This is a genomic window from Stenotrophomonas sp. 10N36, assembly GCF_056395005.1.
On record NZ_JBFTIS010000015.1, the window covers coordinates 66,821 to 89,171 of the forward strand.

Annotated in this window: 21 protein-coding genes and 1 tRNA gene; 1 reads left to right on the forward strand and 21 read right to left on the reverse strand. The window is 68.2% G+C overall.

All coding sequences use genetic code 11. The annotated features are described in order from the left end of the window. Positions 1-17 precede the first annotated feature (17 nt). The 20 genes from AC1DCJ_RS14560 to AC1DCJ_RS14655 all read right to left on the reverse strand — a co-directional run bounded on the left by AC1DCJ_RS14560 (position 18) and on the right by AC1DCJ_RS14655 (position 19,801). Entirely contained in the window at positions 18-1,214 is a 1,197-nt protein-coding gene (locus AC1DCJ_RS14560; protein ID WP_478071275.1) for a VWA domain-containing protein, read from the reverse strand. Continuing rightward, positions 1,211-3,580 carry a DUF5682 family protein gene (locus tag AC1DCJ_RS14565; RefSeq protein ID WP_478071276.1) on the reverse strand — a complete coding sequence of 790 codons (2,370 nt, stop codon included), beginning with the start codon at positions 3,578-3,580 and terminating at the stop codon, positions 1,211-1,213. Before AC1DCJ_RS14565 ends, AC1DCJ_RS14560 begins: the two co-directional genes overlap by 4 nt. 9 nt (positions 3,581-3,589) lie before the next feature. Then, positions 3,590-4,672 carry an ATP-binding protein gene (locus AC1DCJ_RS14570; protein ID WP_354287202.1) on the reverse strand — a complete coding sequence of 361 codons (1,083 nt, stop codon included), beginning with the start codon at positions 4,670-4,672 and terminating at the stop codon, positions 3,590-3,592. Between the two features lie 18 nt (positions 4,673-4,690). Beyond that, positions 4,691-6,229 (reverse strand): DUF5691 domain-containing protein, encoded by a 1,539-nt coding sequence (locus AC1DCJ_RS14575; RefSeq protein WP_478071277.1) that lies wholly within the window; start codon positions 6,227-6,229, stop codon positions 4,691-4,693. Then, positions 6,226-7,575, reverse strand: a complete 1,350-nt coding sequence (locus AC1DCJ_RS14580; RefSeq protein ID WP_478071278.1) for an SWIM zinc finger family protein — start codon at positions 7,573-7,575, stop codon at positions 6,226-6,228. The genes AC1DCJ_RS14575 and AC1DCJ_RS14580 overlap by 4 nt, the downstream gene beginning before the upstream one ends. A gap of 220 nt (positions 7,576-7,795) precedes the next feature. Continuing rightward, positions 7,796-8,092: a hypothetical protein gene (locus tag AC1DCJ_RS14585; protein ID WP_478071279.1), complete on the reverse strand. Its 297-nt coding sequence runs from the start codon at positions 8,090-8,092 to the stop codon at positions 7,796-7,798. 154 nt (positions 8,093-8,246) lie between these two features. Next, a tRNA-Val gene (locus tag AC1DCJ_RS14590) sits at positions 8,247-8,321 on the reverse strand. Positions 8,322-8,386: 65 nt separating this feature from the next. Further along, the gene (locus tag AC1DCJ_RS14595; RefSeq protein WP_137188756.1) at positions 8,387-8,740 is read right to left on the reverse strand and encodes a PilZ domain-containing protein; all 354 of its coding nucleotides are present in this window, start codon (positions 8,738-8,740) and stop codon (positions 8,387-8,389) included. Beyond that, entirely contained in the window at positions 8,737-9,696 is a 960-nt protein-coding gene (locus AC1DCJ_RS14600) for a DNA polymerase III subunit delta' (protein WP_038690070.1), read from the reverse strand. Before AC1DCJ_RS14600 ends, AC1DCJ_RS14595 begins: the two co-directional genes overlap by 4 nt. Continuing rightward, the gene (gene tmk, locus AC1DCJ_RS14605; RefSeq protein WP_478071280.1) at positions 9,689-10,357 is read right to left on the reverse strand and encodes a dTMP kinase; all 669 of its coding nucleotides are present in this window, start codon (positions 10,355-10,357) and stop codon (positions 9,689-9,691) included. The genes AC1DCJ_RS14600 and tmk overlap by 8 nt, the downstream gene beginning before the upstream one ends. Then, on the reverse strand, positions 10,354-11,412 hold the full coding sequence (gene mltG, locus AC1DCJ_RS14610; protein ID WP_320490652.1) for an endolytic transglycosylase MltG: 1,059 nt from the start codon (positions 11,410-11,412) through the stop codon (positions 10,354-10,356). The genes tmk and mltG overlap by 4 nt, the downstream gene beginning before the upstream one ends. A gap of 66 nt (positions 11,413-11,478) precedes the next feature. After that, a complete protein-coding gene (locus tag AC1DCJ_RS14615; RefSeq protein ID WP_478071281.1) occupies positions 11,479-12,834 on the reverse strand; it encodes an aminodeoxychorismate synthase component I in 1,356 nt (451 codons plus the stop codon). 85 nt (positions 12,835-12,919) lie between these two features. Beyond that, positions 12,920-14,182 carry a beta-ketoacyl-ACP synthase II gene (gene fabF, locus AC1DCJ_RS14620; protein WP_038690078.1) on the reverse strand — a complete coding sequence of 421 codons (1,263 nt, stop codon included), beginning with the start codon at positions 14,180-14,182 and terminating at the stop codon, positions 12,920-12,922. A 136-nt stretch (positions 14,183-14,318) separates the two neighbouring features. After that, positions 14,319-14,558 (reverse strand): acyl carrier protein, encoded by a 240-nt coding sequence (gene acpP / locus AC1DCJ_RS14625; protein WP_017357544.1) that lies wholly within the window; start codon positions 14,556-14,558, stop codon positions 14,319-14,321. 153 nt (positions 14,559-14,711) lie between these two features. Continuing rightward, positions 14,712-15,455 carry a 3-oxoacyl-ACP reductase FabG gene (fabG, locus tag AC1DCJ_RS14630; protein ID WP_038690081.1) on the reverse strand — a complete coding sequence of 248 codons (744 nt, stop codon included), beginning with the start codon at positions 15,453-15,455 and terminating at the stop codon, positions 14,712-14,714. A 70-nt stretch (positions 15,456-15,525) separates the two neighbouring features. Beyond that, on the reverse strand, positions 15,526-16,470 hold the full coding sequence (gene fabD, locus AC1DCJ_RS14635; protein ID WP_137188751.1) for an ACP S-malonyltransferase: 945 nt from the start codon (positions 16,468-16,470) through the stop codon (positions 15,526-15,528). Positions 16,471-17,062: 592 nt separating this feature from the next. Then, on the reverse strand, positions 17,063-17,845 hold the full coding sequence (locus AC1DCJ_RS14640) for a BUD32 family EKC/KEOPS complex subunit (RefSeq protein WP_313247169.1): 783 nt from the start codon (positions 17,843-17,845) through the stop codon (positions 17,063-17,065). A 74-nt stretch (positions 17,846-17,919) separates the two neighbouring features. Beyond that, positions 17,920-18,897 (reverse strand): beta-ketoacyl-ACP synthase III, encoded by a 978-nt coding sequence (locus tag AC1DCJ_RS14645; RefSeq protein WP_038690087.1) that lies wholly within the window; start codon positions 18,895-18,897, stop codon positions 17,920-17,922. Positions 18,898-18,985: 88 nt separating this feature from the next. After that, the gene (gene rpmF / locus AC1DCJ_RS14650) at positions 18,986-19,183 is read right to left on the reverse strand and encodes a 50S ribosomal protein L32 (protein ID WP_038690090.1); all 198 of its coding nucleotides are present in this window, start codon (positions 19,181-19,183) and stop codon (positions 18,986-18,988) included. Positions 19,184-19,291: 108 nt separating this feature from the next. Then, entirely contained in the window at positions 19,292-19,801 is a 510-nt protein-coding gene (locus AC1DCJ_RS14655) for a YceD family protein (protein ID WP_038690091.1), read from the reverse strand. Between the two features lie 112 nt (positions 19,802-19,913). Between AC1DCJ_RS14655 and AC1DCJ_RS14660 the strand changes: the two genes are divergently transcribed. Beyond that, positions 19,914-20,486, forward strand: coding sequence for a Maf family protein (locus AC1DCJ_RS14660; RefSeq protein ID WP_478071282.1), 573 nt, complete (start codon positions 19,914-19,916; stop codon positions 20,484-20,486). A 19-nt stretch (positions 20,487-20,505) separates the two neighbouring features. Here AC1DCJ_RS14660 and AC1DCJ_RS14665 read toward each other — a convergent pair whose 3' ends face one another. Next, the gene (locus tag AC1DCJ_RS14665; protein ID WP_428712144.1) at positions 20,506-22,347 is read right to left on the reverse strand and encodes a glycosyltransferase family 39 protein; all 1,842 of its coding nucleotides are present in this window, start codon (positions 22,345-22,347) and stop codon (positions 20,506-20,508) included. Between the last annotated feature and the right edge of the window lie 4 nt (positions 22,348-22,351).

A 22,351-nucleotide genomic window follows, 5' to 3' on the forward strand; every position in this document is an offset into this window, starting at 1 on the left:
ACGGTGCATCCCTGCCCTCATCGGATCGGGCGCGTGGTCACCAGTCCGTTGCCGGCCGCCCATTGGTGGATGTCGTCACGGCGGATGGCCGCCGCCATCAGTCCGGGGAAGGCATCGGGCGTGCACGCGAATGACGGCACCCCAAGCGCGGCTAGCTGACCCGCCAGATGCTGGTCGTAGGCAGGCGTCCCTTCGTCGCTGAGCGCAAGGAGCACGATGAACTGCACGCCCGCCTCCACCAGTTCCAAGGCGCGCGCCAGCAGCTTCTTCTCCACGCCGCCCTCGTACAGGTCCGAGATCAGCACCAGGATGGCACTGTGTGGCTCGCGGATCTGGGCCTGGCAGTAGGTGACCGCGCGGTGGATGTCCGTGCCACCGCCGAGCTGCACACCAAACAGCAGATCCACCGGGTCATCCAGCTTCTCGCTCATGTCCACCACCTCGGTGTCAAACACCACCAGCTTGGTAGACACCGCCGGCAGGGACGCCATCACTGCGCCGAAGATGCTGGAGTAGACCACCGATGCAGCCATTGAACCGCTCTGGTCGATGCACAGCAGCACCTCGCGCTGCGGTTTGCGTGCCTTGCGCCCGTAGCCGATCAACGTCTCGGGTACCACGGTGCGCAGCGCCGGTTGCCAGTGGCGCAGGTTGGCGCGGATGGTTCGGTTCCAGTCGATCTCCGCATGGCGCGGGCGACGGTTGCGGCGCGCGCGATCCAGCGCCCCGCTCACCGCCGAGCGCATCGGCTCTTCCAGCCGGCGCAGCAGGTCGTTGACCACGCTGCGTACCACCAGGCGCGCGGTCTCCTTGGTCTCGGCCGGGATGACCCCGGACAACGCCACCAGGTTGGCCACCATGTGCACGTCCGGCTGGATGTTCTCCAGCATTTCCTTTTCCAGCAGCATCTGGCGCAGCTCGAGCCGCTGCAGCGCGTCACGCTGCATGACCTGCACCACCGACGCCGGGAAGTAGCGGCGGATGTCACCCAGCCAGCGCGCCACGTTCGGGGCCGAACCGCCCCGCCCGCCACGGCGGGCCAGGCCGTTGGGACCGTGCGGCTCGTAAAGCGCGCCCAAGGCCGCGTCCACGCCCTGCAGGGTGCCGCGCAGGGCGCCACAGCTGGCGCTGCTTTCCTGGCCCAGGATCAGCCGCCAGCGCTCGGCACGGGTGGTCGGAACCGCCGGGGCGGCCGGATCGGTGAGCTCGCTCATGCATCCACTCCAAACAGTTCGCGCAGCATCGGCAGCGCGCGCTCGGCGCGCGTGATGTTCCAGGTGGATGCGACGACCGCTGCCGGGGCGGCCCCCACGCCGCGCTTCACGCGTTCGCCAAGGTCGCGCCGTTCGGCCGCTTCGAACTCGGCAAACGTGCGCCTCACCAGCGGCAGCACCTGCACCAGATGCTCATCGGTCAGCCCACAGACCCACGCGTCGATCAGGTGCCACACCGCATCATCGTGCAGCAGCACCGTCGCGTTGCGGTTGAGGAAGCCATCCAGCCAGTGCGCCGCCGGCAACGGCTCGGCACCTGCCGACAACGCCCGCTGCAGCTGCAGGTTCACCTGCGTGCCATCCAGGTGGCCCGCATCGAGCAGCAGTCGCGTCCCCGCGCCAGCCACCAGCGCACTGGTGGTGGTCGACAACGCAACATTGGCCAGGCTGCGCCGCCAGGCCTGCTGGCCCGCCTCGTCGCCGCGCAGGACGATCGCACGGTCGGCGGCCAACAGGGTCTCGCGCGCCTGCTCGGCGCGGCCGTCATCCAGATCACACAGGGCGATCGTCAGGCCGATGCAGGCCCGCTGCAGCATGCCGTCGAAGAGATGGGCCACCTGCTCGCCTTCGGTACGGCGCACGTTGCCATAGCGGTACACGTTGGCCAGGGCCGGCAAGGCATCCAGCAGCGTCAGCGGGTCGGCGTCGGTGGCCGCGCGCGCTTCCAGCTCACTGGCGATGGCGCTGACCGCCTCGGGCAGGTTGGCCAGCAACACGCGGTCGACCAGCGCCGACAGCACCGAGAGCTGCGTGGCGTGGCGAGCCTCTTCCAGGGCACGTTGGCTGGCGGCAGCGGCCAGGGTCTGGCCGAGCCGGCTGGCATCGATCAGGTCGACCTGGAAGTGCGGTTGCCAGGCCAGCTGCCAGTACTCGTGGAACGTACCGCGTGCGGAACTACCCGCATGGGTCAACTGGCCCCACGGGATGTCCAGCAAGGCAAGGCGGTGCAGCAGATGGCTGCGCTGCAGGTCGGTGTCACCGCGCAGGTCCAGGTCGAGGGTGCGGGCGAGCGCTTCGGGTTTGAGCCGCAGGCGCTTCTGCTGCGCCTCCAGGTCGCGCTGCAGCGGTACCACCGGCACGGCGGGCGGCACGCTGCCCAGTGCATCACCGAGCAACAGTCTGTCGCGGATCAGCTGCATGGGCGTGTCATCGCCATTGCAGATGACGCTGCGGGTGGCATCGTTGATTTCTTCCAGACCCGGCGCCGGCCGCTCGCGCATCGCCGCAAGCGTATCGGCCAACCGGGCCGCTTCGATCAGGTGTGCGGAAGAACAGTCGAGCCCGCTTTCACGCAGCAGGCCGGCCACGCGCGCGTACCAGCCGATGGCGCGCTGATGGTGCGCGCCGGCATTGCGCCAGAGGTGGTCGTACCAGCCCGGCGCATCCACACCGGCGCCGTAGCCACTGCCGGCGCTGAGGTGACGGTAGGTCCACGGCACCCAGGTGGACTGGGTCTTGCGCTTGGGCATGCCCTTGAGGAGACGGTTGTCGGCGGCGACGCTGTGGGCCGCCAACGCGGCCGCGTCCAGTGCGGGCACGTGCCAGGCACCGCAGACCACGGCGATGCGCTGGTACTGCTTGCACGCTGCCCGGAGCCCGGCGCGCATGTGCGCCTCACGAATGGCGTCCTGCGCCGCCCGCGCGGAAGGCCGCGGCGGGGCGTGCGCGCGCACTTCGTGCATGGCCTCGGCGATCGCGGCAAACAGATCCTGACCATCGCCGCGCTCTTCGACCATGTGATTCCACCACGCCTCGCCGTCGCCATAGCCGGCCGCACGCGCCAGCCAGTCCAGCGGGTCGGACGGCAGCGGTGGATCCGCGTCGGTGACCGGGGCCTCCTCAAGCGGCGCATCGGCCGATACTGCGGGCAGATCGTCTGGGCCGGTGACGGCGGTGGTGTCCTCGGCCGTCGCAGCATCCAGGTCGCCCTCGGCCTCGCCCTCCGCCATCGACGGGACCTGCCCGGCCTTGGCCTGCTGCTGCCACTCCAGCGACAGCGACGGGGGAACGTCGATGAACTGCACCGGCACGCCCGCGTCGCGCGCCCACTGCAGGGCCTGCCATTCCGGCGAGAACAGTGCATAGGGATGGAAGACCGCCAGCTGCGGGTCGTCCACGCTGTAGGACAGCAGCGCCACCGGCGGCACCATGGCCGGGTCGCTCACATGCGTGAGCAGCGCTTCGGTACCGGTCGGACCTTCGATCAGCACACAGTCCGGCTGCAGCGCATGCAGGGCGGCCAGCAGGCTGCGTGCGCAGCCCGGGCCGTGGTGGCGGACGCCAAACAGGGAAACGCTCTGGCTCATTGGCGTGGCTTAGGCATGGTCACGGAAGGCGCGGTACAGGTCCTTCCACTCGCTGCGCTCCTTCACCACGGTCTCCAGATACTCGTTCCAGACCACCTGGTCCTGCACGGGGTCCTTGACGATGGCACCGATCATGCCGGCCGCCATGTCGGCCGGGCGCAGCACGCCATCGCCAAAATGCCCGGCCAGGGCCATGCCGTTGTTGATCACCGAAATCACCTCGGCCGTGGACAGCGTGGCCGTGGGCGACTTCAGCTTGGCCTTGCCGTCTTCGGTCATGCCGTTGCGCAGCTCGCGGAAAATGCGGACCACCCGTGCCACCTCCTGCAGCGCAGGCGGCTCGGCAGGCAGGTCCAGCGCCACGCCCATTTCGCCCACGCGCTTGGTCACGATCGCAATCTCGTCCTGCTCGCTGGACGGCACCGGCAGGATCACCGTGTTGAAGCGACGCTTGAGCGCGCTGGACAGCTCATTGACGCCCTTGTCGCGGTTGTTGGCCGTGGCAATCACGCTGAACCCACGCGTGGCCTGCACTTCCGAGCCCAACTCCGGAATGGGCAGGGTCTTTTCGGACAACACGGTGATCAGCGCGTCCTGCACGTCGGCCGGAATGCGGGTGAGTTCCTCGATGCGGGCAATCTTGCCCAGACGCATCGCGTTCATCAGCGGGCTGGGAACGAGGGCGGCCTGGCTGGGACCGTTTGCCAGCAGCTGCGCATAGTTCCAGCCGTAGCGGATCTGTTCCTCGCTGGTACCGGCGGTGCCCTGCACCAGCAGCGTGGAGTCACCGCTGATGGCCGCGGTCATGTGCTCCGATACCCACGACTTGGCCGTGCCCGGCACACCGAACAGCAGCAGCGCGCGGTCGGTGGCGATGGTGGCCACCGCGATTTCCATCAGGCGCCGCTCACCGATGTACTTGGGACTGACCACGAAGCCGTTGTCGAGCGTGCCACCGATCAGGTAGGTCACCACCGCCCAGGGCGAGAGCTGCCAGTTGGCAGGCCGTTGGCGCTGGTCGAGGCGGCGCAGCTGATCCAGTTCTTCGGCGTATTGGTGTTCGGCGTGTTGGCGCAGGACGGCAGTGCTCATCGTGGCTCCGGGTGAAGGTCAGAAGGAAGAATGCAGGGCGTGGCGCACTTCAACGATGCGCAGCAGGTCATGCGCGCAGGCGCGCATGCTATCGGTGGCGTCATCGGGCTGTGCGGGCAACAGAACGTGGGGCAACACGCTGGGGTGCAGCAGGCTGGCCAGTTCCAGCAGCTGCTGGCGCAGCAGGTAGTCGTGGCGCAGGCGATCACTGGCGAAGCACGCACACACGCCGGGCACCAGGCGTGCGGAATAGTGCGCGGTGAGCGTTTCGCCCGGTGCGCATGAGCCCAGCACATCGCTGAGCATGCCTTCGCCAGCCAAGGCATCCAATGTGTCCGGCCAGTACTGTTCGCGCTGCAGTACCGGCAGCATCGCCAGCAGGCGTGGGGTGTGGGCGTGCAGGCTGCGGTCGTCCAGCATCGCCGCCAGCCACGCCGGCTGCGTGGCGTCGACGCGTTCAAGCCAGCCGCGCTGCAGGGCGGCCTCCCAGTCGGTGCCCCGCGCAAAGGCCAACAGCTGCACCGGGGTCATCGAGGTGTGGCCGGTCCACCAGGCCAGCGGCAGCTGCCGCACCAACTGGTACAACCACCACGCGCGTTCGCCCAGGTCGTCGTACTGGGGGCGCTTGGGTTCGATGCCGGCATCGGCCCACTGCGGATCCGCCGCCTTCGGCGCCTCGCATTCCCAGCTGGTCCGGCGCAGCAGCCCACTGCGTTTGACCAGCAGGGGCTGCATCCAGTCGGCGATGCGTTGCGCATGCGGGGAGGCCGGCAACTGCGCCAACAACGGCCCGACCAGCGCGCGCACCTCGCGGCTGCGGTCCTTCAGCAGCGACTGCAGCAGCGGCGCATCGTCCGGTTCCAGCTGCGCGGCCAATGCGCCGACGAAATCGACACGTTCGCGCGCCGACATCGCTTTCAGGTGATCCTGCAGGCGTTCGCGCGCCAGCGCCGGGTCGGTGTGGCGGGTGTGTGCAAACCAGGCCAGACGCGTGTCATGCCGCGCGTCGTCCCACGCCAATGCCGTTTCATCTGCGGGGGTAGCCGCCTCGCCGACGGTATCGGCATGTGCGAACGCCCACGCCGGGTTGCAGGCGGCCAGCCACTGTCCTCGTACGCCGAGCACCGGCAGCAGGCGCGTGCGCAGCGGCACGCTGCGTGCGCCGGCGTCCAGCGCCTGCGGCAGGACGGCGTGCGGCAGCGTGCGCTGGTGTGCGGCAAGACGCAGGCAGACCTCGTGCCGCAGCCGGACGTCGTGTCCCTGGGCAACCACGCTGCGCGCGAATACGGCGGCCAACAACGCGGTCCAGGGGTGCGCATCGGGTACGACCTGCGCGTCGTGTGCGGCTGGCGCGGGTAGCGGCAGATTCTCCGAATTACCCACACGCACTGCGGCCAGGCCACATGCGGCGATGGCACCGACGCCACGGCTGTAGGCCAGCGCGGCATCATCGCTTGGCCCGATCTGCTGCAGCAGCGCGCCAAGCGCGCCGTCCGCCTCGATCACCTGCGGGCGGTCGATGCCGAGCAGGGCCGGTTTCAACCATGCATCGCTCATGCCGCGCTCCTGTGCCAGTAGTGTCCGTGGGCGGTCCAGGCCGACAACGGCAGCAACGCGCGGCCGTCCCACTCGCCCATCACGCATAGCGGATGACCGCCAGCAAACGCCATCAGGGCCCAGCCGTCATCTGTATCCAGCTGCAATGGCAGGCAGCCGGCGTCGGTGTGCATGTGCCATGTGTCGTCGGCCACCTGTACATGCCCCTGCAGACGCAACGGGACCTGCGCCAGCCAGGGATTGGTCGCGAAGGACGCCGAGGCCTGATCGATGCCGGCGCTGCCATCAAACTGCGGTGTACCGGGCGACTCTGCCAGCGCGGTCGCAGCCGGCGCCAGCGCCCGCAGCGGCACGGTGCCCGGGAAGAAATGCAGGGTGGCAGCCAGCACGTGGTTGGCGGGCCACGTGCGTTCCCAGCCGCGCCCGCCATGCGCGAATTCCTGCAGCAGGGCCGTACGCCCGCTATCCAGCCCGTGCAGCCACACCCGACGCTCGGTCAGCCGCCCCGGCAGTTCCACGGCGCATTGCCCCAGCACGTGCCAGCGATCGTGCAGCCTTTCGCCCGTGGCCAGCACCTCGTCCTTGTCCAGCGGCCAGCCGAGTGCCGCGCGCAGGTCTGCTACCCGCCCCGGGGACAGCGCGCTGCGCCGGTGCACGGCCTGGTTCAGCAGCTGCAGCAGGCCCAGCCGCTCCCCCATTTCGGACAGCCCGGCCACCCCGATCTGTTCGGCGTCCATCGCGAGCTGCAGCTGGCCAGCCAGCGCCGGGGCCTGCGCATCCACCATGCGCGCGGCCATGTTCATCGCATCCTCGCGCTGACTGGCCCCCAGGTTGGCCAGCCCATGACGGAAGGTGTCGGCGATCCAGCGCTCCAGTTCGGCGCTGCCTTGGGCGATGCGTTTCCAGCGGGTTGCCTCGCGCTTGGCCGCCGCTGCGGCGGCCGCTTCGGGTGCAACCACCGGCGCCGCGGCAGCGCCCTCACCTGTCGGTACGTGGCGCGCGGCGCGCTCGCGACGACCGCGCAGCCATTCGTCCACCCAACCGGGCCGGGCTTGCGGCAGCGGTGCAAAGCGTGGGTTGCCCTGCGCGTACAACAGCAGCAGGGCAAGGCCGTGTTTGCAGGGAAATTTGCGGCTGGGGCACGAGCAACGGCTGACCAGCGCAGACAGATCGACCTGGGCTTGGTAAGGCTTCGCGCCGCTGCCCTGGCACTCGCCCCATACCGCTTCATCGTCGGCGCCCAGCAGGCCCCATTTGCCATCCGTTGCCAACCCGCCGGCCGCCTTGCTTGAAGACGCATCCGGCGCCAGCGCGAGCACCTGCTCGCGCGTGAGACGCGCATCCATATCCGTTCCCGGGCTTTCCTTGCGTAGGCCGCATCATAAAGGAGCATCGCGCGCGCATGGGGTGATCCGCGTCCCGCCCGTTGAAACCCACGCAGCGCATCACGGGTGGCCGGCGAGCGCTGTCGCATGCAGCACTGTCGATGACCTCGTTCGATGCCATCGGCGCTCCCCGAACGCGTCGCGTGCGCGCAGGGTTGCGCCCCGTCCTGCACTGCAGTCCTCAACGCCGCTCGGTTCGGACCACTTGATAGACGGCGATGTTGCGCTCAGCCAGAACGCGGACCACTTCAGGGATCAACTGCATCGGCAGGTCCACCTCGTAGCCATGCGGTCGGGGCCGTAGTTCCGCAGGCGCGACGCTGAAGCTTGCATGGGCGTGGTGGCGATCGAGCAGGAAGGCAGTGATCGCGTCGCGGGCGATGCCCTGCCACTCGCCCACTTCAAAGTACACCCGGTACAGCGTGTCGCCGTAGTCAGCCGGTGTGCCAACGGCGGGATCGGTACCACTGGGGTCCATGCCCTTCTCCTCGATAGCGGGGGGGCAGCGGGCGTCGCTGCACCCGCACGATAGCGCGGGCGTCGAATCGGCGGAGGCCGACCGGCAGAATCTGAGGCGCATGAAACGCCCAACAAAAAAACCCCCGTTTCCGGAGGCTTTTTCGACTGAATCGTGGTGGGCGGTGCAGGGTTCGAACCTGCGACCCTTGCCGTGTGAAGGCAATGCTCTACCGCTGAGCTAACCGCCCGATGCTGCTGAGCCGCTCATTATAGGGCGGCAATTTTCGGCGTCAACGGTTTCGCCGAAATTTCTTCACATCGTGTGCGTGGGCTTGTCCGAGGTCAGGATGCCGGCCAGCAGCGTCTCGATCTTGTTGCGCACAGTCTCGCCCTCGGCCCCTTCTGCCAGCTGCACGCCGATGCCGGCCGCGCGGTTGCCCTGGGCGCCGGCGGGGGTCACCCAGATCACCTTGCCGGCCACCGGCAGGCGCTCGCTGGAGTCTGGCAGGGTCAGCAGCAGGAACACCTCGTCGCCCAGGAAGTAGCGCTTGGGGGTGGGGACGAAGACGCCGCCGTTCTTCACGAACGGCATGTACGCGCTGTACAGCGCGGCCTTGTCCTTGACCGCCAGCGACAGGATGCCCTGGCGGGCGTTGGTGGCACTCATGCTCTATTCCCCTTTGCTTGCCGCTCGTTGACCTTGTTCCAGGCCAACAACAATTCCACCACCGCAAGGTCGGCGCGCACGGTGGTGCGCAGCAGATCGCGGGTACGGTTGGCGGCGTCGAACCACGCCGCCAGCTTGTGCAATCGGTCCGGATCGGTCAAGCCGCCCGTGCTGGCCTGGGCCAGCGCCAGGTCGGCGGCGTGACGCAGGCGCAGCGCCGCGTTGTCGTCGGCGGTCCAGCGCTGGGCCAGCTCCACCGCACCGGCGCGCCCGGCCACCAGCGCCTCCAGGTCGGTGGCCACCTGCCGGCGCAGCGCCAGGCCATCCTCGCGCAGCCAGTCGTCGGCCTGCCCGGGGTGGCCGCGCGCGGCGTCCAGGGCCTCTTCCGCGCTGCGCGGGGTGTGGCCCTGGGCGTGCAGCCAGGCCAGTGCTTCCTCACGCGGGGGCAGCTTGAACTCCAGCCGCTGGCAACGGCTGCGCACGGTCGCCGGCAGGCGCGCCGGGTCGCTGCTGATGAGCCACAGGTAGCGGCCCGGCTGCGGCTCTTCCAGGGTCTTGAGCAGCGCGTTGCAGGCCGCGCGGTTGATCGCATCGGCCGGGTCGACGATCACCACCTGGGCGATGCCGTACTGCGGGGTCAGCGCCAGCTTCTGCGAGATCTCGCGGATCTGCTCGATCACGATCTCGGTGCGCAGCTTGTCGCCGGATTTGTTCGGCACGAACGAGATCAGCTGCAGGTCCGGGTGGGTGCCGGCGGCGATCAGCTGGGCGCTGCGCTGGGCAGCGGCCGGTTCACCGCTGCACAGGATGTGCTGGGCCATGCGCAGCGCCACGGCGCGCTTGCCCAGCCCGGCCGGGCCGCAGATGAGCAGGCCATGGCCCAGGCGCCCGGCGTCCAGCGCGGCCACGGTCTGGTCATAGGCGCGCTGCTGCCACGGGGAAAAGGTCTCACTCATGGGCAGGCTCCGGTGCCAGCCAGGCATCCACCGCCGCCACCACCGATGCGGCAACGCCGACCTGGTCCTGGCTGGCGTCGATCAGGCGGAAACGGGCGGGGTCGGCGCTGACGCGCTGGCGGAATACCGCGCGCACGCGCTGGAAGAAGTCGTCCTGCTCGCTCTCGATGCGGTCCGGCCACAGGTCGCGGCCATTGGCGCGGGCGCGGCCGACGGCCACATCCACATCCAGCAGCAGGGTCAGCCCGGGCAGCAGGCCCACCGCGCGGCGCTCGAGGTCGGCGATCCACGCCGCGTCCAGGCCGCGGCCGCCGCCCTGGTAGGCGTAGCTGGAATCGGTGAAGCGGTCGCTGACGACGTAGCAGCCGCGGCGCAGCGCCGGCTCGATCACCTGGCGTACGTGCTGGGCCCGCGCGGCGAACACCAGCAGCAGCTCGGCCTCGGCCGACAACGGCTCGGCGGCGATCTCCGCATCAGGGGTGAGCACCAGCGCGCGGATGCGCTCGGCCAACGGCGTGCCGCCGGGCTCGCGGGTCAACAACACCTCGTGGCCGCGTGCGTGCAGGGCCTCGCGGATGGCATTGATGGCGGTGGTCTTGCCCGCGCCTTCGCCGCCTTCCAGGCTGACAAAGCGCGGGTGGCGCAGCAGCGAGGCGGTCATTGCGGTGCGGCCTGGCTGCGCTGCTGGCGCAGCTGCTGCAGGTAGCGCGCCACGGCCGCGTTGTGGTCGGTGTAATTGGCCGAGAACACGTGCGCGCCGCTGCCATCGCCCACCGCCACGAAGTACAGCGCATCGCCGGCGGCCGGTTGCGCGGCGGCCTGCAGGGCGTCGCGGCCCGGCATGGCGATCGGCGTCGGGGTCAGGCCGGCCCGGGTGTAGGTGTTGTACGGCGTATCGGTGGTGAGGTCGCGCTTGCGGATGTTGCCGTCGTAGCTGCTGCCGATGCCGTAGATCACGGTCGGGTCGGTCTGCAGGCGCATGCCGATCTTCAGCCGGCGCATGAATACGCCGGCGATCTGCGGCCGCTCGCTGGGCAGCGCGGTTTCCTTCTCGATGATCGAGGCCAGGGTCAGCAGTTCGTAGGGCGAGTTCAGCGGCAGATCGTCGGCGCGGCTGTCCCACGCGGCGGTCAGTTCCTTTTCCATCGCCGCGTGCGCGCGCTTGAGCACGTCCACGTCGCTGTCGCCGCGCTGGTATACGTAGGTTTCGGGCAGGAAGCGGCCTTCGGGGTGTTCGCCGGGGAAGCCGATGGCCTTCATCAGGGCAGCGTCGTCGAGGCTGTCGGTGGTGTGCACCAGCGGGTCGGCGCGCTTGAGCGCGGCCCGGACCTGGCGGATGTTCCAGCCTTCCACGATGGTCACCCGGTGCTGCAGCACGCGGCCCTGGCGCATGCGCAGCAGCAGCTCGCGCGGGGTCAGGCTGGGGTCCAGCGCGTATTCACCCACCTTGAGCTTGCCGGCCGCATCCAGCTGGCGCGCCAGCAGCTGCCACTGGGTGTCGCTGCCTTCGTCCACGCCGGCCGCACGCAGCTTGCCCAGCACCGTGTTCAGGCCGTCGCCGGAGGCGATCACCATGCTGGGCTGGTCCGGGGTCAACGGCGCATCGGCGAAGCCGCGCTGGCTATGCCAGAACCACGCCCCTGCACCAGCCAGCAGCAATGCCCCCAACAGCAGCACCGCCAGCACGGCCAGACATCCCCGTTTCGCACCCGCCATGGTCACCTCGAATGGTTTTCGCCGCCGCGCAGCATACCGCGCGACCGCTGCACACGCCCAAACAGCTCAATCATGCCTGCCCAGCGCACGCATCAGGCCACGCGCCTTGGCGCGGGTTTCGTCGAGTTCCTTGTCCGGGTCCGAATCGACCACGATGCCGGCACCGGTGCGGAAGGTGGCGCTGGACGCGGCCACTTCGGCGGTGCGGATCAGGATGTTCAGGTCCAGGTCGCCGTCGCGGTTGAGCCAGCCGAACGCGCCGGTGTAGGCGCCACGCGCGGTCTGCTCCAGCTCGGCGATGATCTGCATGCAGCGCACCTTCGGGCAACCGGTGATGGTGCCGCCCGGGAAGGTGGCGGCGATCACCTGGCCGGGGCTCACGCCCGCGCGCAGGCGGCCGCGCACGTTGCTCACGATGTGGTGCACGTGGGCGTAGCTTTCCACCGTCATCAGCTCGTCGACCTCGACGCTGCCAGGCGTGCAGATGCGACCCAGGTCATTGCGCTCCAGGTCGATCAGCATCACGTGCTCGGCGCGTTCCTTGGGGTGGCCCACCAGCTCCTGGATGCGCGCGGCATCATCGTCGCCGGCAAAGCGCGGGCGGGTACCGGCGATCGGCCGGGTCTGCACGTCATCGCCATGCACCGACACCAGCCGCTCCGGCGAGGAACTGACCACCGCCCTGCCCTGCGCCATGAACAGCCCGGCGAACGGGGCCGGGTTGGCCACCCGCAGCTGCGCGTACAGCGCCTGCGGCGACAGCGTGCTGGCGAACTCGGCGTTCCAGCGCCGCGACAGGTTCACCTGGAACACATCGCCGGCACGCAGGTACTCGATGACCTTGCCCACGCCGTCGGTGAAGCGCGCCGGCGCGTCCTCGCCCACCTCGGCCGGCGGCTGCCAGGCCGGCAGCGGCGGCAACGCATCGGCGGCGTCCAGGTCGGCCAGCAGGGTCTGCAGCAGCGCGGCGTGGTCGGTTTCGCACACGGCGTGGTACTGGCCCAGTACGCGGTCGTGCAGCACCGCTGCGGGGCAGCGCAGGGCCAGGGCGGCGGGCAGCCCGTCGGCGCGCGCGGGCAGCTGCAGCACCGTTTCGATCTGCCCGGCCAGTTCGTAATCCAGCATCAGCGCCCAGCCACCACGGAACGGCAGCTGGATCTCCTCGCGTGGCTGGCGCAGCGCCGCCCACTGCGCGTCCAGCACGTCCAGGAAGCTGCCCGGATGGGCAACGCCTTCGGCATCGCGCACGACGCCGTCCGCGTGCAGCGCGAGCGCCTGCCCGTTGCCCATCAGCAGCAGGTCCCAGCGGCCCTGCGCGGTGCCCGACGCGGTGGACTCCATCAGCAGCGGATAGCGCGACGGCGCCACGCGCTGCAGCGCGAGCAGGTCGGTGGTGGCGGGCAGCGGATGGGTCAGCAGCATGGCGGGGAACCGGAAGGTGCGGGAGGGCCAGATACACCAAGGCCGCCAAGATGGCGGCCCGGGTGCGGGTACGGCAGCGCGGCGATCAGACGCGCTTGAACACCAGCGTGCCGTTGGTGCCGCCGAAGCCGAAGCCGTTGGACATCACCACGTCCACCTTGGCCTGGCGTGCTTCATTGGGCACGTAATCCAGGTCGCAGCCTTCGCCCGGCTGGTGCAGGTTGATGGTCGGCGGAATCACGTTGTCGCGCAGTGCCAGCACCGAGAAGATCGCTTCGACGCCGCCAGCGGCACCGAGCAGGTGGCCGGTCATCGACTTGGTCGAGCTGACCATCATCTTGTAGGCGTGGTCACCGAAGGCAGCCTTCATGGCCATGGTCTCGCCGAGGTCGCCCAGCGGGGTCGAGGTGCCATGCGCGTTGAGGTAGCCGATCTGCTCCGGGGTCACACCGGCGTCCTTCATGGCCATGACCATGCAGCGCGCAGCGCCTTCGCCGTTCTCGCTCGGCGCGGTCATGTGGTAAGCGTCGGAGCTGGCGCCGAAACCGGCCAGTTCGCAGTAGATCTTCGCGCCACGGGCCTTGGCGTGTTCGTACTCTTCCAGGATCAGGATGCCGGCACCATCGCCGAGCACGAAGCCGTCGCGGTCCTTGTCCCACGGCCGCGAGGCCGCTTCGGGATCATCGTTGCGGGTACTCATGGCCTTCATCGCGCAGAAGCCGCCCAGGGCGGTCGGCGAGGAGCCACGTTCGGCACCACCGGCCACCATCACGTCCGCATCGCCGTACTGGATCATGCGCATGGCGGTGCCGATGGAATGGTTCGAGGTGGCGCAGGCCGACACCGCCGAGAACGACGGGCCCTTCAGGCCGCTGATGATGCTCAGCTGGCCGGGCAACATGTTGATGATGGTCTTGGGCACGTAGAAGGGCGAGATCTTCTTGCCCTCATGGAAATCGATGGTCTGCTCTTCGATGCCGAGCAGGCCGCCGATGCCGGCGCCGACGATCGCGCCGATGCGCTCGGCATTGGCGTCGGTGATCTCCAGGCCGGAATCGTGCAGGGCCATGAACGCTGCGCCCAAGCCGTAATGGATGAACGGGTCCATCTTCTTGGCATCCTTGCCGCTGACCCGGTACGTGCCGAACAGTGCGTTGTCGGCGGTGATGTCAAATCCCTTGACCTCACCTGCAATTTTGGTGGTGAACCGTTCCAGGTAGCTGTCGGCAACGTTGGTCAGCGCAGCGATGCCCGAACGGCCTTCGCTGATGCCCTTCCAACTGGTGTCCAGATCATTGCCAAGGGGCGAGACCATGCCCATGCCGGTGACGACGACGCGACGCTTCATTGCTGATTCTCCTGGCCCGTGGTTCACGGGTATGACGCGGTGTAACGCTCAAATGCACAGGGCCGCAAGTGCGGCCCCATGGGATTGCCGCGCGCGGCCGGGGCGGGTGCCACCGCCGCGCGCAAGCCGCCTGACATCAAGCCTTGACGTGGGCGTTGATGTAGTCGATTGCAGCCTGGACGGTGCTGATCTTCTCGGCTTCTTCGTCCGGGATTTCGCACTCGAACTCTTCTTCCAGCGCCATCACCAGTTCAACGGTGTCCAGCGAGTCAGCGCCCAGGTCATCGACGAACGATGCGCTGTTGGTGACTTCTTCTTCCTTGACGCCAAGCTGTTCGACGACGATTTTCTTGACGCGTTCTTCGATGGTGCTCATTGGATATCGCTCCAGATGGAGTAGTGGTTCAAAAATGACGCCATCCGATGTCGGATGACCGTGGGATAGTGTAGTGGAAACCGGCGATGCCTTGCATTGCTGCAAAACATCTTTCAGATCAACCACTTGCGGCGCGATCCGTGCGCCACATGCTTACGGCATGTACATGCCGCCGTTCACATGGAGGGTTTCGCCGGTGATGTAGCTGGCCGAGGGACCGGCCAGGAACGCCACCGCGTTGGCGATGTCGGACGGTTCACCCAGGCGTTCCAGGGCGATCGTCTTGACCAGGCCGGTGCGCTGTTCTTCCGGCAGGGCCTTGGTCATGTCAGTGTCGATGAAGCCGGGGGCGACCACATTGACGGTGATGCCGCGCGAGCCGATTTCCTTGGCCAGCGACTTGGAGAAGGCAATGATGCCGGCCTTGGCGGCGGCATAGTTGGCCTGGCCGGCATTGCCGGTCACGCCGATCACCGAAGCGATGTTGATGATGCGTCCCTTGCGGGCCTTCATCATGCCGCGGATGACCGCCTTGGAGGTGCGGAACACGCTGGTCAGGTTGGTGTCGAGAATGGCCTGCCAGTCCTCGTCCTTCATGCGCAGCAGCAGGTTGTCGCGGGTGATGCCGGCGTTGTTGACCAGGATGCTGATGGCGCCGAATTCCTTGGCGATACCATCCAGCACGGCGTCCAGCGCGGCGGCGTCGGTGACGTTCAGCGCGCGGCCATGGCCACCCACGGCGGCCAGGCGTTCGCCGATGGCGGCGGCACCGGCGTCGGTGGTGGCGGTGCCGATGACGGTCGCGCCCTGCGCGGCCAGTGCGTCGGCAATGGCGGCGCCGATGCCACGGCTGGCGCCGGTCACCAGTGCGATTTCACCCTGAAGGGGCTTGCTCATCTGTAGTTCCTCGAACGGGACCGGTCCACGCGCCAGGCCGGGGCCGGGCGACGCAAAGCCAGTCAAAGGATCAGGCGGCCCAGGTTTCGCGGGCTGCCTCGAAATCGGCGGGCGTGGACAGTGTGCGCGCGTCCAGCGATTTGTCGATGCGCTTGATCAATCCGGTCAGGACCTTGCCCGGGCCGCACTCGGCGACGCGGGTGACGCCACGGGCGGCCAGGGCCTGTACGCACCCGGTCCACTGGACGGGCAGGTAAAGCTGCTGGACCAGGGCCTGGGCGATGGCCTCGACGCCGTCGTGGATGCGGGCGTCGACGTTCTGCACGACCGGCAGCGCGGGGGCGCGCCAATCCAGGCCGGCCATGGTTTCGGCCAGGCGGTTGGCGGCTTCGCGCATGAGCGGGGTGTGCGAGGGGACGCTGACGGCGAGCTTGACGGCCTTGCGGACGCCCTTTTCGGCAAGCAGGGCCAGGGCGCGGTCGACGGCGGCGGCGTCGCCACCGATGACGATCTGGCCGGGCGAGTTGTAGTTGGCGGGCACGACGATCTGGCTGCCGGCAGCCTGTTCGCAGACTTCGAGGACCAGGGCGTCTTCGGCGCCGAGGACGGCGGCCATGGCCCCCACGCCGGCGGGGGCGGCTTCCTGCATGAGCTGGCCACGCAGGCGCACGAGGTGGGCACCATCACGCAGGGTCAGGGCGCCAGCGGCAACGAGGGCGGTGTACTCGCCCAGGCTGTGGCCGGCCAGCACGGCGGGCTTGGCGCCACCGACGGCATTCCAGACGCGCCAGACGCCGATGCTGGCGGCCAGCAGGGCGGGCTGGGTAAATTCGGTGCGGTTGAGCATTTCCTCGGGGCCGCCCTGCGACAGCGCCCACAGGTCGACGCCGGCGCCATCGGAGGCCTCGGTGAAGGCCTCGCGGACCTGCGGGTGCAGCTCAGCCAGTTCGGCGAGCATGCCCAGCGACTGCGAGCCCTGGCCGGGGAACACGAATGCGAGATTGGAATCGGTCACGCGGTCATCCGCCTGCAAAAATCGAACGGCGAATGATAAGGGGGAATACCGCCCTCCGTCTGTACTGACGCGTATGTGGGGGGGCGTTTTGGCCGCTTTTGAGCGCAAGCATGGAGCCAAGGCAGTCAGTCACTTTCTTGGAGAGGGCTGGGGTGGGTGAGGCCGCGGGGCACGCTGCAAGTACGTCCGTGTAAGCTCCGCCACCGCATCCATGCGGTGGAGGGCCCCGCAACCTCACCCACCCCAGCCCTTCCAGACATGGCTGGTGCGCAACGTAGACGAAGTGCCGTTGATTGCCCATGCCCGCCCGGAATCTGTCGGGGGTCGGCGTGGGTGGGTTGGCGGGACCGTTGGGCGCCATGGATGGCGCCCACGAGCCTCCAGGGGTGAGAGCGCATTGCTTGCGAGGCACTGCCTCGCATGCGCTCGAACGCCCAGCCGCCAGCGGCTGGGCCGGACCGCGGAGCGGGATTCACGGCGTGTCCCGCCAACCCACCCACGCCGACCCGGCACGCCCCAAGCGAGCAACAACGCTCTGGCTCTTAAGCGCTCTGGCTCTCAAAGCTCTGGCTTCAAAAAAAGCCCACCCCGATCAAACCAACAACTGCAGGATGTCGAGGTCGCCGTCGGAGAAGAAGTCGTAGCAGATCACTGCCAGCATCAGCACCCCCAGCGTCGTGGCCCCGTGCACGATCAGAATCGCGTGGGCCAGCGCGCGCGCCGAACGGCCCATCTTCAGACTCGCCCGGGCCAGCCCCTGCAGCCGCCCCGACACCGCGTGCGCATGCGCGATCACCGGCGCTTCCACCCCGTCCATCGCCTGCGCCATCAGCGCCTGCAACTGCTGCGGACGGTCCTCGTAATACTTGGCCACACCGTAGCCGAACATCAGCCAATCGCGTGCCTGCGCCTGCGCCAGGTCCATCACCTCCAGCGGGTCTTCCTCGAAATCGATGAAGCCCACCTTCGCCCCGTCCCAGGTCAGGTTGCGCGGCAACGGCTGCCCAAAGTAGGCCCCCTTCGCATGCGCCGCCGCAATCGCCTGCATCGCCGCCGCCACCAGCACGTCGCGCCCGGCCGCATCGGCCTGGCGCAGGCAGGTGTTGAACGAACTGCCGTTGTCTTCCAGCACCAACGCCGCGTGACCACTGCCGATCACGTGCGGCACGTTCACCCCCTGCGCGGCCAGCTCGCCCAGACGGCGTGCCTCGGTTTCCTTCGCGGCATCGCCACCGCGATGCGGCGGCGGGCGCAGCGCATCCAGCTGGAAACGGTGTGCAACAAAATTGAGCAGGCCCAAGGCTACCGCGCGGCTTCCTTCGCCGTACTGCTTCAGCCAGGCACGTTGCCCTTCAATGACGATGGGCTCAACCATGACAGGTCTCCTGAAATGCATACGGCCCCAAATGGGGCCGTAATGAAAGCGTCACGTTGTCGTAACGAGCGCTATCAATAGCGCAGCAGAGCCGAACCCCAGGTGAAGCCGCCGCCGAAGGCTTCCAGCAGCAACAGCTGGCCACGCTCGACGCGGCCCGAACGGATTGCCACGTCCAGCGCCATCGGCACCGACGCAGACGACGTGTTGCCGTGCCTGTCCACCGTCACCACCACCTGCTCCATCGACATGTCCAGGCGCTTGGCCGTGGCTTCGATGATGCGCAGGTTGGCCTGGTGCGGGATCAGCCAGTCCAGGTCCGCCTTGGTCAGCGCGTTCGCTTCCAGGGTTTCGTCAACGACCGAGTCCAGCGCCTTCACGGCGTACTTGAACACGTCGTTGCCCTTCATCAGGATCGCGCCGCGGGCGTTCTCGCCCTCGCCGAAACCGGCCGACACGCCCACCGGGTTCCACAGCAGCTCTTTCTTGCTGCCATCCGAATGCAGGTGGGTGCTCAGGATGCCGGTGTCTTCGTCGGCCTTCAGCACGACCGCGCCGGCGCCGTCGCCAAACAGCACGCAGGTGGTGCGCTCGGTCCAGTCGACGATCCGGGTCAGGGTTTCCGCACCGATGACCAGCACATGACGTGCATCACCGGAACGAATGAATTTGTCCGCCACGCTCAACGCGAACACGAAGCCCGAACAGGCGGCGTTGACGTCGAAGGCAGGGCACCCGCTCGCACCGAGCTTGGCCTGGATCAGGCACGCGGTGGAGGGGAAGATCAGATCGGGCGTGGTTGTACCCACCACGATCATGTCCAGCTGCGAAGCGTCGATACCGGCCGCTTCCAGCGCACGCACCGCGGCGTGGTAGCCGAGGTCGCTGGTGGTTTCGTTTTCCGCTGCAATGTGCCGCTCACGGATACCCGTTCGCGACTGGATCCACTCATCGGTGGTGTCGACCATTTTCTCCAGATCCTGGTTGGTCAACACTTTTTCGGGCAAATAGCTACCAGTGCCCGCGATCCTCGAGTAGATCCGCTTGCTCATTGCATGTCCTGTAGCACGGCCGTCAACACCGACAGCCGGGAAGAATGGAGTAAAGGCCGCTGCCCGACCGGGCAGCGGCCTTCACGGATCAATCTTCTTCGACGGCCGAATTCGACTTGGTCGCAATCACCTTCTTGCCACGGTAGAAACCGTCAGCGGTGATGTGGTGACGCAGATGCACTTCACCGGTGGTCGGATCGGTGGACAGCTGCTTGGCGCTCAGGGCGTCATGCGCACGGCGCATACCGCGGCGGGACGGGGTGACACGGGATTTCTGCACAGCCATGGGATTGCTCCAAACTCGGTTCGTTTTGCTTCGTCGTTTCGTCGCGCAGGACGCCAGCGCCCAGCACAGTCTTCGCTTTCGCCGCAGCCGCCGACGACAATCCGGCTGCTATTGTTTTTTCAGTGCCGCCAACGCCGCGAACGGATTGGCCTTGCTGATTTCTTCTTCGGTCGGTGCCCAGTCGCGATCCACTGCCTGCCCATCGGGCGACAACGGCACAACGGGCACGGCCAGGACCAGTTCGTCCTCGACCAGTTCCAGCGGTCGCAGCATGCCGTCTTCGGGCACCAGCCACGGTTCGTACCCTTCCGGCAACGAGGATTCTTCCTCTTCGCTGCGGATCAGGCCGAGCCGCTGCACCATCGAGACCGGCAGCAGGAAGCGCTGCAGGCTGCGCTGACAGATCAGCGGCAGCGCGGTTTCAATGGTCAGTTCAACATAGGATACCCGCAGGATGTCGTCGTGCGCGAATTCCAGTGCATAGGTGCACTGACCTTCGGTATCGGCAACAAGCCCTTGCAGGCGGGTCAATTCAGCTAGATTCACCTGGCCGTCGAAGCACCTGCGTGCTGCAACCATCCGCCAAGCATCCAGCAATTCGGGCACGTTCGCGGACATAAGCCGCTGAATGTTAAGGACCGTCTGCCCGGCTGTCAAATCCCTCGTGTACCGGCTTGCCCCGCCCGGCCACCGCGGCCAGACTGCCGACCCCACCAACCGGTATTTTCGCATGCTTCCGCCCGTGCTTGCCTCCACCTCCCGCTACCGTCTGGAACTGCTGCAACGGCTGGGTCTGGCCCCCGACTGCGCACGCCCGGACGTGGATGAGACCCCGCAGGCGGGTGAAGCCCCGCGTGCGGTGGCGGTGCGCCTGGCCCGGGCCAAGGCCGCCGAGGTGGCCGCCCGCTACCCCGGGCGCTGGGTGATCGGGTCGGACCAGGTCGCCGAGCTGAACGGTTCCCCGCTGGGCAAGCCGGGCACGGTAGCCGCGGCGCAGGCACAGCTGGCGGCGATGTCCGGCCAGGTGGTGGCGTTCCATACGGCGGTCAGCCTGCGCTGCGACGACCGGGAGCTGGCAGCCTGCGACCTGACCCGGGTGCACTTCCGCGCCCTGGATGCGGACACGATCGCCCGCTACGTGGCTGCCGAGCAGCCGCTGGACTGCGCCGGCAGTTTCAAATGCGAGGGACTGGGCATCGCCCTGTTCGAGGCCATCGAGAACCGCGACCCCACCGCGCTGATCGGGCTGCCCCTGATCGCCACCAGCCAGCTGCTGCGCCAGGCCGGCTACACCCTGCCCTGATCCCTGCCGCCGCGCACGCTCAGCGCGCGGGCACCTGCAGTGCCTGCTCCTGCCACGGCTCCACGCTGCCGTCGCGCCCGTGCAGGCGCAGGCCCAGCCAATGCCTGCCCGGCGCCAGCGCGCGCGTATCGATACGGGCGGTGAAGCCGACGTTGGGGTGCTGCGGGTCGTTGGAGTTGGTCCAGAAGCTGGTGATGTCGTAGGTGCGGCCGTACTCGGCCTCGGCCACCGCCTTGCCATCCAGCAGCACCTCCACCCGCGACAGCCCCACCCCGTCCTTGAAGGCCCAGCCGCGCACTTCCACCACGCCGGTCACGGTTGCGTCCGCCTGCGGCGTGTCGATCCAGGCCATCGCCGGGGTCACGCAGGGGCCGGACGCGCGCTCGGCCGGCAGCTTGAACAGCAGGAAGCGCTGGTAGCCGTGATCGTTGCTGACCACCCGCGGCGGCGGCAGCGGGCCGACCTGCTCGCACACCGCGTGGTAGCGCTGCAGCAGGTCGCGGTAACGCTGGTCGCTGGGCGACAGCACCAGCAGCATCGGCGCCTTGCGCTGGCCATCGTGCAACAGCCCCCACAGCCCCAACTGCGCACTGCGACCGTGCTTGTCGTTGAGCGGGTGGCGCAGCACTTCGATGGACGGATCACGCAGCTGGAAGCCGAGCTCGGCACCTACCTTGAAGTTGCCGGCCAGCACCCGGGTACCTTCGGGCATGCCGGACAGTTCGTCGCGCACCGCGGCGGCCAGCGGTTCCCAGCCGGCGAAATTGCGCGGGTAGTATTTGTCGCCGGCCAGCTGCTCGCGCAGGCTCGGCGTGGACGCCATCAGGTAGTAGCCGAAGGCCAGTGCCAGGCCGGTGCCGGCCAGCCACCAGCCGGTGCGCCGCAGCCAGCGCGGCCAGCCGTTGAGCACCACCGGCACCGCCACCAGCAGCGCCAGGTAGCCCGGCAGCGGCCAGTGGAAGCTGATGCGCTCCACATCGGTGAAGAAGCCCAGGCCAAAGATCGCCACGGTGGAGACCGCGCCTACCAGGCCGAAGTAGCGCCACTGTGCACGCGCACCGCCACCACGACGGGTGCCGGCCAGCGCCACCTTCCACATCGCCATGCACAGGATCGGGGTGACCAGCATCGGCTGGATCACCAGGAACCACAGGCCGCTCCATTCGAACGCCCACGGGTGGCGTTCGACCACCTGGAATTTCAGGCCGGCATCCTGATTGTCGGCATTCCACGACAGCAGCGGCAACCACGCCAGCACCCCGACCGCCAGCGCCACCCACACGCGCGGATCGCGCAGCATGCGGCGGCCCTGCGGCAACAACAGCAGGGCGATGAAGCCGACTACGATCACGCCGATGAAACGGTAATGGCTGAGCGCGCCGATCATCAGGCCCAGCGCCAGCTTCACCGCAGAGGCTGCGTCCACGGTGCGCAGCAGGCGCGCGCCGGCGTCCAGGCACAGCACCGCCGCCAGCGCCATCGGCACGTCCGGCACCGCCAGGATGCCGAGCGTGCCCGACAACGGCATCAGCAACGTCAGGCTGCCGGCCTGCCAGCCGGCCACGGCACCGAACCAGCGCGTGGCAATGCGCGAGACCAACCACGGCAGCGCAGCGCCGATGGCCAGGAACGGCAGGCGCTGGGCGAGCACGTGCGCGCCGCCCAGTTCCACCCCGAGCCGCGACAGCCAGGCAGTGAGCCCCGGCAGGTCGGAATAGGCAGCAGCCAGGTGCTGGCCTTCCTGCCAGTAGAACGCTTCGTCCACGAACAACGGCAGACGCGCGGCGATCACCAGCTTTACTGCGGTGACCAGCGTCCACAACAGCAGAAAAATTGTGCGTGCGCGTTGTTCGCCCTGCATTGCT

Excerpts from the sequence above, each read along its gene's own strand:
- AC1DCJ_RS14560 (WP_478071275.1), bottom strand. The coding sequence starts at position 1,214 with ATGAGCGAGCTCACCGATCCGGCCGCCCCGGCGGTTCCGACCACCCGT.
- AC1DCJ_RS14565 (WP_478071276.1), bottom strand. The coding sequence starts at position 3,580 with ATGAGCCAGAGCGTTTCCCTGTTTGGCGTCCGCCACCACGGCCCGGGC.
- AC1DCJ_RS14570 (WP_354287202.1), bottom strand. The coding sequence starts at position 4,672 with ATGAGCACTGCCGTCCTGCGCCAACACGCCGAACACCAATACGCCGAA.
- AC1DCJ_RS14575 (WP_478071277.1), bottom strand. The coding sequence starts at position 6,229 with ATGAGCGATGCATGGTTGAAACCGGCCCTGCTCGGCATCGACCGCCCG.
- AC1DCJ_RS14580 (WP_478071278.1), bottom strand. The coding sequence starts at position 7,575 with ATGGATGCGCGTCTCACGCGCGAGCAGGTGCTCGCGCTGGCGCCGGAT.
- AC1DCJ_RS14585 (WP_478071279.1), bottom strand. The coding sequence starts at position 8,092 with ATGGACCCCAGTGGTACCGATCCCGCCGTTGGCACACCGGCTGACTAC.
- AC1DCJ_RS14595 (WP_137188756.1), bottom strand. The coding sequence starts at position 8,740 with ATGAGTGCCACCAACGCCCGCCAGGGCATCCTGTCGCTGGCGGTCAAG.
- AC1DCJ_RS14600 (WP_038690070.1), bottom strand. The coding sequence starts at position 9,696 with ATGAGTGAGACCTTTTCCCCGTGGCAGCAGCGCGCCTATGACCAGACC.
- tmk (WP_478071280.1), bottom strand. The coding sequence starts at position 10,357 with ATGACCGCCTCGCTGCTGCGCCACCCGCGCTTTGTCAGCCTGGAAGGC.
- mltG (WP_320490652.1), bottom strand. The coding sequence starts at position 11,412 with ATGGCGGGTGCGAAACGGGGATGTCTGGCCGTGCTGGCGGTGCTGCTG.
- AC1DCJ_RS14615 (WP_478071281.1), bottom strand. The coding sequence starts at position 12,834 with ATGCTGCTGACCCATCCGCTGCCCGCCACCACCGACCTGCTCGCGCTG.
- fabF (WP_038690078.1), bottom strand. The coding sequence starts at position 14,182 with ATGAAGCGTCGCGTCGTCGTCACCGGCATGGGCATGGTCTCGCCCCTT.
- acpP (WP_017357544.1), bottom strand. The coding sequence starts at position 14,558 with ATGAGCACCATCGAAGAACGCGTCAAGAAAATCGTCGTCGAACAGCTT.
- fabG (WP_038690081.1), bottom strand. The coding sequence starts at position 15,455 with ATGAGCAAGCCCCTTCAGGGTGAAATCGCACTGGTGACCGGCGCCAGC.
- AC1DCJ_RS14640 (WP_313247169.1), bottom strand. The coding sequence starts at position 17,845 with ATGGTTGAGCCCATCGTCATTGAAGGGCAACGTGCCTGGCTGAAGCAG.
- AC1DCJ_RS14645 (WP_038690087.1), bottom strand. The coding sequence starts at position 18,897 with ATGAGCAAGCGGATCTACTCGAGGATCGCGGGCACTGGTAGCTATTTG.
- rpmF (WP_038690090.1), bottom strand. The coding sequence starts at position 19,183 with ATGGCTGTGCAGAAATCCCGTGTCACCCCGTCCCGCCGCGGTATGCGC.
- AC1DCJ_RS14655 (WP_038690091.1), bottom strand. The coding sequence starts at position 19,801 with ATGTCCGCGAACGTGCCCGAATTGCTGGATGCTTGGCGGATGGTTGCA.
- AC1DCJ_RS14660 (WP_478071282.1), top strand. The coding sequence starts at position 19,914 with ATGCTTCCGCCCGTGCTTGCCTCCACCTCCCGCTACCGTCTGGAACTG.
- AC1DCJ_RS14665 (WP_428712144.1), bottom strand. The coding sequence starts at position 22,347 with ATGCAGGGCGAACAACGCGCACGCACAATTTTTCTGCTGTTGTGGACG.